Source organism: Rhodohalobacter sulfatireducens, assembly GCF_022012475.1.
Lineage (GTDB): Bacteria > Bacteroidota > Rhodothermia > Balneolales > Balneolaceae > Rhodohalobacter > Rhodohalobacter sulfatireducens.
On sequence record NZ_JAKLWS010000017.1, the window covers coordinates 79,764 to 88,659 of the forward strand.

At 39.8% G+C, this 8,896-nt stretch carries 4 protein-coding genes; 1 reads left to right on the forward strand and 3 read right to left on the reverse strand.

Translation table 11 applies throughout. The annotated features are described in order from the left end of the window. Window positions 1-133: 133 nt before the first annotated feature. From L6773_RS13330 to L6773_RS13340, 3 genes are all read right to left on the reverse strand, one after another. Window positions 134-2,650 carry a TonB-dependent receptor domain-containing protein gene (locus L6773_RS13330; RefSeq protein ID WP_237854928.1) on the reverse strand — a complete coding sequence of 839 codons (2,517 nt, stop codon included), beginning with the start codon at window positions 2,648-2,650 and terminating at the stop codon, window positions 134-136. A 923-nt stretch (window positions 2,651-3,573) separates the two neighbouring features. Further along, on the reverse strand, window positions 3,574-6,516 hold the full coding sequence (locus L6773_RS13335; protein ID WP_237854929.1) for a serine/threonine-protein kinase: 2,943 nt from the start codon (window positions 6,514-6,516) through the stop codon (window positions 3,574-3,576). Between the two features lie 48 nt (window positions 6,517-6,564). Beyond that, window positions 6,565-7,158 carry an ECF-type sigma factor gene (locus tag L6773_RS13340; protein WP_237854930.1) on the reverse strand — a complete coding sequence of 198 codons (594 nt, stop codon included), beginning with the start codon at window positions 7,156-7,158 and terminating at the stop codon, window positions 6,565-6,567. A 395-nt stretch (window positions 7,159-7,553) separates the two neighbouring features. Here L6773_RS13340 and L6773_RS13345 point away from each other — a divergent pair, with 395 nt between their 5' ends. After that, window positions 7,554-8,186: a hypothetical protein gene (locus L6773_RS13345; protein ID WP_237854931.1), complete on the forward strand. Its 633-nt coding sequence runs from the start codon at window positions 7,554-7,556 to the stop codon at window positions 8,184-8,186. Window positions 8,187-8,896 lie beyond the last annotated feature (710 nt).

The window sequence follows — 8,896 nt, forward strand, 5'->3', positions numbered from 1 at the left end:
AGTATTAATATTTCAGTTAAAAATAATCGGGTTATAAACAGCCTTTATATATTGGTACCGGTTTGGATTTTTTATTTTACATGCAGGTTTTAGACTCTATCCATAGTTTGGTATTTGGTTTGATGTATTCCGACTAAATTCTTTCTTTAACCTCACTTGCACCTGTTTCTCGCTTTCTTCTTTCTGTAAGTTTTTGGTTGCCGAACAAAAGTGTAAAAGTGATTCTCACTTGTCTTTCTGAGAAATTATTGTCGCCAAATGTCTTGATTCCAAGTGATGGCTGATGGTATTCCCAATCAACTACTCCCATACTGTTCGCAACATCCTGAAGGGAAATACTTAATGAGCTGCCAGACTGGAATTTTTTATTTAATCCTATATTTAAATATGGAGCTACATATTGTACCTGATCACCTTGAAGGAAGTGACTTCGATACATACCGTCCATTCCAACCGACCAGTCATTTCCAAGTAAGATTGTGTTGCTTATTTGTGCTGAATAGGTAAAAATTTTGTCCTTAAACTCTACGATCCGACTGGATTCATCTTTTACTTGATGATAAAACCCGCTAAGATTTAAACTCATTTCCCACCAATCTGCAGGAAAAAGTGGTACACTCAGGTTCGCTTCATAAATATTTTCCAGGTCCAGATTTGTGGGGCTGCTGGTTTGAAGGTGATTTTCTTTGTCAACAGTGTTGTAGAAATAGATCTGATTTGTCCTGTCGAGGTACGCTAAAGAAAAAATCGCAGATTTTCGCTGCCAGGAAACTCTGAAATTATTGGTAAATGTTGGCCTGAGTTGTGGATTTGCAAAACCGATCAGGCTTGGATCAGCTATCAGAAAAAACGATGTAAGACTAAAAAAAGCAGGGCGAGTAATGGATCGGTTATATCCTAAATGAATGGAATTTTCAGAATTTACTTCATAATTAAATCGTAAAATTGGGAAGGGATTACTAAAGTTGTGCTCAATATCTTCCCGCCCTTCACTATTCAGCAGGTAGGTATAATGCTCATACCTCACTCCGGCCTCGGCACTGAGTTTATCTGATAATTCAGCATCTAAGGAAAGGTACCCGGCTAATATCTGCTCATTGATCTTTTCTTCACTGGCGAACAGATCAGATTCAGACCAATATCCCCCACTGAGACTATGAATATCAGTGGCGTTGTCAGTTCTGTTGAATGTACCCTTTACACCTGTTTCAAGTGACAAAGAAGAACTCAATCTATTCACGTAATCAAGGCTTGTAATCCAGAATTTCATTGGAGTGGTACGGTCATATTCGATCATTTCATTTAGATTCTGGTTACTCTGGAGATCGCCAAAATTGTCATATCGTATGGCGGCATAATCAAAGTCTAAATTTATATGGCTGTCATCGCTCAATTTTTGAAAAAGATTGGCATTGCCTGTCAGGGATGACATATCCGTTGCGGTTCCAAATATATATTCGCTTATGCTAGTACGTTCGTTATTTACAAAGCTCATGGATTCACTCTCTGCGCCGGATCCCAAAATTTGATCAGATATGGAACCTCCAAAGAGAAAACCTAAGATTGTACCATTATTGAAGTTTATGTCCAGGCCCAGGTTACCCGTATGCTGCTCAGTGTGAAAATCCTGGAGTGTCAGGAAGTTTTGATGATTATAGAAATCCCCCAGGTAGTCGTACTCTCTGTAATGGTTTATTTCATAATCATCTGATCGGTTCCTGTTGTAAGTATAGTCTCCATACCAATTTAAACTTCCTTTTCGCGAATTCAGGTTCAGGCTGGCACCTGCTTTTTCTTTTTGTCCATAACCACCTGTAAGTGACAGATTCCCATTGGTTCCTTGTTGGTTGTTTTGTTTTAAAACGATATGGATAATACCGGCACTTCCGCTGGCGTCATATTTAGCAGAGGGTTGGTGAATAACTTCAATGCGTTCAACATTTTCAGCCTGCATTCCCTGGAGCCGGGCCATTAGTACAGCAGCCGGAATACGCTGTATTTTATTGTTGATCATTAAGAGGACCTCACCTCTGGCGCTCATACTAATACTGTTATTCTGCCTGTTCACAATCACCCCAGGTGTTTTTTGCAGCAATTCCAATGCGGAGTTGCCAGAGGAACTGATGTGTTGTTGTACATTAAAAACCAGTCGGTCGGTCTCCTGTTCAAACATTGGCCGCCTTGCTGTAACAGAAATTTCATCCAGCTGATCTATGCTTTCCTGTAGTCGTATAGGGGGCGCCTCGATATCAGCTTGAGTGATCTTAAGTGGTTCTGTATCATATTTTTGAAAACCAAGCATTGTGACTGACAGCAAATAGGTACCGGGAGAAATTCCATCGATTTGATAAACACCGGCATCATCGGTGATTCCGCCCTTTACCAACGTTGAATCAGAAGAATTTAAAAGCAGAACTGTTGCTGAAGGAAGAGGTGAATGATTAGTATCCGTTACAATTCCCTTGAGGGTGTTTTGACCTTGCACCTGTGAATTACATGCAAACATTGCCAAAGCGCAAAAGAACAGACTCAAAATTTTTGTTTTGTCAGGCCAACTCGTTTTAGGTGTTATAAAGGCATCTATGCTTTTTTGGGGATAGGAAAAATATCCAAAGAATGCTTCATTCAGCTTAAACGTATTGACACGCATACGAACTCCTTTGTTTTTAAATATTTAAGTAGGAGATGCTTATCGAGAGGGTATATCTGAAAATTACTGCCCAAAAATTCTAAGAATACGTGGATTCAGTAGGGCAATGCTATTTCTGAAAAAACCTCTGCTATATCGCTTTATCTCTTTCTTATTTGATTTCTAAATTTTTAGCAGTCCTAAAAGCAGATCGATTTGGCAATACTTTAGCGGTGTTCGGAAAGAAAAGAAATATTCCAAGTAGTAATACATACGCAGATAGTACGGGTCAAATCCAATAAACTGAATCGGACTATTTATTTAATCATTTATTCAACCCTGCGAATAACTGTCACAGAAGCTGATGTTAATCCCGTACTACCACCATGCAATTTTTTGGTACTTTATACTGCTAAATCGCAGTTATTACCCTGTTTTGAGAAAGCAAATATATACAGGATAATGTACCCTTAAACTCTTGCATATTAGTAACTGTATTTTATAGTTACTTAAATCCTAAATAATAAATTCAAACTTATAATACAAGTAATTATGAATTTCAGATATCCAACAGTTCAGAAAAAAGCGAACTCTTACGTGATCAAAATTCACGTATTCTATTAAGATTTGTTACAAAACAATATCTCCAAGTTTGATAAACCTGGAAAGACTTGGAAAAATCACACAGTTTAGAATGACAGTTCTTATAAAAATTTCCAATAAAAAATCAGAAATTTACCTCATGTCCTTCCGCCTTCATTCTTAGATTCAGAATTATCAGATCGTTAACATTTTATCACTGGAAAATGTTAGAAGTCAAACTTTGATCCTGCAATCCCATTTTCCAAGTAGAAGCTTCAGGAATAGAATTTCTTCTTATTCTGAGGCTAAATTATTCATCGCCAGGCGATTCATCTATTTTGTTGTGTTTGAATGCCCCCAAATCATAACCTGTCCAAATATGGTTCATCCTCTTTGGATATCAGTTCCTGGAATCGGGGATTGTCTCGAAGTGGATCCCAGGCAGGTTCAAATCGAAGATCATTCCGGTGTGCCCTTGACGGAATGGATAGGAGATATTCAAGTTTATCGATAGCTTCTTCCTCATAACCGGTCCAGGCGTAAATCTCAGCGAGTGCAATTTCAAAAAAGGGACCTACATGAGCATTTTGACTTACAGGTATCAGTTCTGTGGCTTTTTTCCCCTCATAGATTGCTTTTTCAATTTCTCCCAGGTGAGCATACACCTTCCCTAATTCGGCCCGGTACCTTGGTTCCTCAGGATGCTGATCCCGAAGAATCTCTAATTGATTTTTTACATGTTCGTAGTAATTTTGAGCTTCTACACTATGTCCCTGGAATTCAAGACAGAGACCAATCAGATAGTCCCGAAATAAGTACTGCGCTTGACTATTTTCAACAAGTTCATCGTCAACGTTTCTATATCCGCGGATAGCTTCTTGCCAGTTACGTTTTTTTGCATTGTACTCTCCCCACCATCTGGGCTCTGCCACTGCGGGGTCTTCAGGCTGAATATTACCCCACCATCTCTCAAAACCCTCCAGTGTACCCTCCTTTGATAGTTGAAGCCTTGCATACCAATGGTAAGAGAGCTGTGTATCCAATTTCAGTTCATTAAGACGATAAAGGTAATACTCTGCTCTTTCATAATCCCTCAGTAACCAGTAGTCCCATGAAAACTCGGTATAATTTCCCGGTGCAAGTGGATTCAACTCAAAGGCCTTGTTCAAATGGTAAATCATTAGTTCCCAGTTACCTAATCGCCGGTGAGTTAATGCAGTCATTGAATGCAGATAATAATGGTTTGGGAATCTTTGCAAGGCTTTTTCAAAATGAGCTAATGTTTGTTCATGATCAGTGGCAGCCCAAAATCGGTACATGCCAATGGCCACTTGTGTTTCTGGCAGATTTGGATTTAACAAATAAGCATGATCGGCGGTTTCTTTCATTAACTCCAGGTGTTCCGGATTTCTTCCATGAAACCAGTACAATAAGAAGTATGTCTGAGTCAAACTTGTCCAGGCATGGGTAAAACGGTGATCCTCCTTAAGCGCATTGTTGAATAACTGTTCGGCTTCTAAAAGATTTTCCCCCTCCAGTGAAAACCGGCCCAGGTAATCTTGCCCTCGCATATACAGCAGGTACGCGAAAAGATTGTCCGTTGGTTTTTCTAATAGTCGTTCCTGTTCTTCTTCCGTTAGAGATGCCTGTAACTGTCCGGCTACCTGTCGTGCGATTCTGCTCTGCATCGTAAAAATATCATCAACATTTTCATCAAAACTCTCACTCCAAACTGTAGCCAAACTATTTACATCTATGAGCTGAACGGAGACCCGTATACGGTCGCCGGATCTGCGAATCGTCCCATCCATAAGGGCCGAAACATCAAGTTTTTCTCCAATCGCTTGTAGGTCACGTCCCCCCGGTGGATAATCTAATACTGATCTTCGAGATATTACTGTTAAATCACTAATACCTGCCAGGCGGTTAATCAGTTCTTCGTGGAATCCATCGGCAAATTTAATGTCTTCAGGGTCTTGATTGATACTTTCTAACGGCAATACAGCCAGGGTTTGGTCTGACGGTAAATTCGTTGCATTGAATGATGAAAAAATATTATATCCAATCAGGAGGAGGATGATCAATCCAACGGACAGAATGGCGGTTATTTTATTAAATCCCAATTGCGGGAGACCAAGGTCTACATCGGCAAAGCCATAACTTAAGGGGTTCTTTATACCCGATTTGTGAAGGGTCAATTTAGAGTCGGCCCCGGAGAGTTTTTTAAGTTGAGACTCTTGAGTTGAGTTGGAAAGTTGTTTTTGACAGGTTTTCAGATCTTTTAGAACTTCTTTAGCGGACCGATACCTGGCGTCGGGATTCTTTTCTAAAAGGCGACTTACCAGCTGAGATAATTCCTGAGGAATATCACGTAAGAGATCAAACAGAGATGGGGGATTTTCATTCAATATTGAATAAGTAAGAGCTGCATCGTATTCAGCCTGGAAGGGCCGCTTTCCGGTCAGCATCTCAAAAAGTATGATCCCAAAAGAAAATAGATCGGTTCGATGATCAACTTTATTGCCATATATCTGTTCCGGAGACATATATGCCGCAGTGCCAACCACCGGTCCAGATTCGCCAATTGCACTGCCATTCTTTATCTCTGCAAGGCCAAAGTCCGTTACTTTAATCCTGTTCTTAGAATCGACCATAATATTGCCCGGCTTAATATCTCTGTGAATGACGTCTTTGTCATGAGCTTCAGTAAGGGCTTCGGCAATTTGGATGCCATAGCGGAGTGCTGATTGAATTGTGAGGGTTTGATTTTCGAGTTTTGTTTCTAGCGTCTCACCCTCAATGTATTCCATCGCTATGAAGTACTGGTCTTCATGTTTCTCTATGGAGTAAACGGTACAGATATTCGGGTGGTTTAAAGCTGCCGCTGCCCTGGCTTCGCGGATCAGGAGTTGTTTATCATCCCTGCCCTTCGTTAAATGAGTTGAAAGAAATTTCAAGGCAACAGTTCTGTTGAGGTGCACATCATCTGCTTTATAAACAATTCCCATTCCACCACGGCCCACTTCTTCGATAATGTGATAATGCCTGATAATCGTATTCTCTCGATCCTTCATGCGCACCATCGTTTTTGATAGTTTGGAAGCAGAGGAGGGAACAATTTCTCTAGAGACATTTTTGATAAATTCAAAGGCCCGGTTACTATTTTTAAGCAATGAACGGACCTCACTAAGAAGTTCTTCATCGGCACCACATTCGTGGTTTATAAAGGCATCTCTTTTATCTTTTGGTAATGCAAGTGCCTGTTCTAATAGTATCTCTATGCGTTTAATTCTATCATCATTCATCACAAATTTCATTAAATTTTTTGGATGAATTCGTTATTCTTTTTCAGGTTATGATACAGAATCGTCCATCACTTCCCGGTATAACCAAAGCCTTGCCATTTTCCAGCCTCTGTTTATTGTTGAGGTTGATACCTCAAGTGCATTTGCCGTTTCGCTAATTGACAAACCTCCAAAAACAAGACACTCAACTATTTGAGCCTGTCTCGGATTTATTTGCTCAAGTCGTTTGATTGCTTCATCTAAGGCCACTAAAATGATGCTGTCATCGATCTCTTGCTTCTCAATAGCTTCTAATCTCAAATAATCCAATGGTAATTTCTTAAAATTCCCACCGCGTTTCTCCCTTTTTTGGTCACGTGCATAATTGATTAATATTTGCCGCATAGCTTTGGAAACCGCAGCAAAAAAATGATCTCGATTTTTCCATTCGGTTTTGGATTGATCAATCAATTTTAAATATGCTTCATGAAGAATGGCTGCCGTATCCAATGTGATATTTCCTTGCCATCGGCCGCGATTAACATGTGCTACTTGATGTAACTTTTTATAGGCACATTCAAACACCATATTAAAGGCCTCACGATCTCCCTCATTGAAGTCTTTAAGAAAATGAGTAATGGTATGTTCAGGTGTTTGCACCATATTGATACCCGGCTACTGAAAGCCATTTTCACCTCTTTACACTTAAGAGCCTCTAGAATCTATACGACTTCTTAATTCTTAATTCAGAATTCAAATAAAGACAAAAATCCGTGCGTAATACCGCACCTCAAATTAAAACTACATGAAAAAAACTTCATTAAAAATGGAATACAATAGTATTCAAATAGTCCTTACAAGTTGAATAGAGTTTATATGATTTATTCAGAAAAAAGTGTTCTCCCAGATGACATAACCCAAATTTTATAGTGTATATATAATTACAGGGAGGCGATTAAAAATAAGTCATTTCATTACCCTCCTCCAGGCAAAAATGAAAAGGATTCGTACACAGATCAATTGTGTACAATCACAAACTAACACACGGAGGTATTACAATGAAAGTATTGCAAAAGAAAGTATTACACTGGTCTTTATGTATCCTATTAGCTGTTCCCCTCGTCACTATGACGGGTTGCTCTGAAGATAATGTATTTAATGCCGATACCAATGACACAGTGGTTTCCACCGAGGCTGCCCAAATGTTGGGACGTACTGAAGAAGGTGTAGTCGCTCCTTTCAAGGCCGACTTTTTTACGATAGATGCTGCTCTTGAAGGAGCAGATCCATGCGACGGGTCTTTATATGATTTGCCGGTACCTACAGCTCAGGAAGGATATGGGCAAGGTACACACCTCGGCCGATTTACAACCCGGATGACCTTTTGTGTTGAAGTGATAGATTGGGCAAATTTAACTGCACCATATAATAACCTAGAGGCAACATTCATCGCCGCTAACGGAGATGAGCTTTGGACAACGATACCCGCCCCAGGCGGCTTGATAATTCCAAGCGATCGACCGGGTTGCCGTATTGAGTTCCATGATCCGTTCGAAATCGTGGGTGGTACGGGTCGTTTTGAAGGTGCCGGCGGAAGTGGCAGGTTGGACACCTATCAATGCCATGATGGAACAAGATATGTAAATGAACACTATTGGTATGGCACTCTCATCCTCCCTCGGGCAAAGTAGTTAACCGACGAATTAAAGTAGTGAGAGTAATACAACTGCCGGCAAATGTTCGAGGCTCTGTTTGTTCACTATCGACGTTATGTATGAATAATCGAATCAATTATCACGTAGATTGGATCTTTCAGGTCATAGGGATACAACAAGGCTAAATATCGACAACTTCGATTAATCTTTAAATGATCCTTTTTCTGGCAGTTCAAGGGCCCGAAAAGAGGCTTGTGATGTGATCATGAGAACCCTCTTGAACGGGTCCTTTTATTTTATATGCAGTGATTATTGGTACGAACTCCAATGAAGTAAGAGAGGCGGACATATTCCTTAGTAGTTATTGGATCACGGGTTAATTATAGTCGTGAGAAATGAATTTTTAATTGGAATTCATTAGCGATTGAACGAATAACCACATGAAGATTCAGACTAACCGTGTTCGGTGCCTGTGCCGGAGTAAGTATTAAGCATGATATATACTGTCCAATAATTTCACTCAATAGGAAAGGAGAGGGGTAATTGGTTCAATTACGCTTGCCTGGATATGACCCAATTCAAAAAATTTGGTGTATGTGTATGTGAAGGATGGACAATCTGATCTCAATTGTTTCATTCCTCACTCTCTAAAATCCATAAAGCAGACAAGAGGACATTATGAAAAACGTAAAAACAGCAATCTTATTTATAGCAGCGATATCAGTATTGATATTTACTCGCGAAGC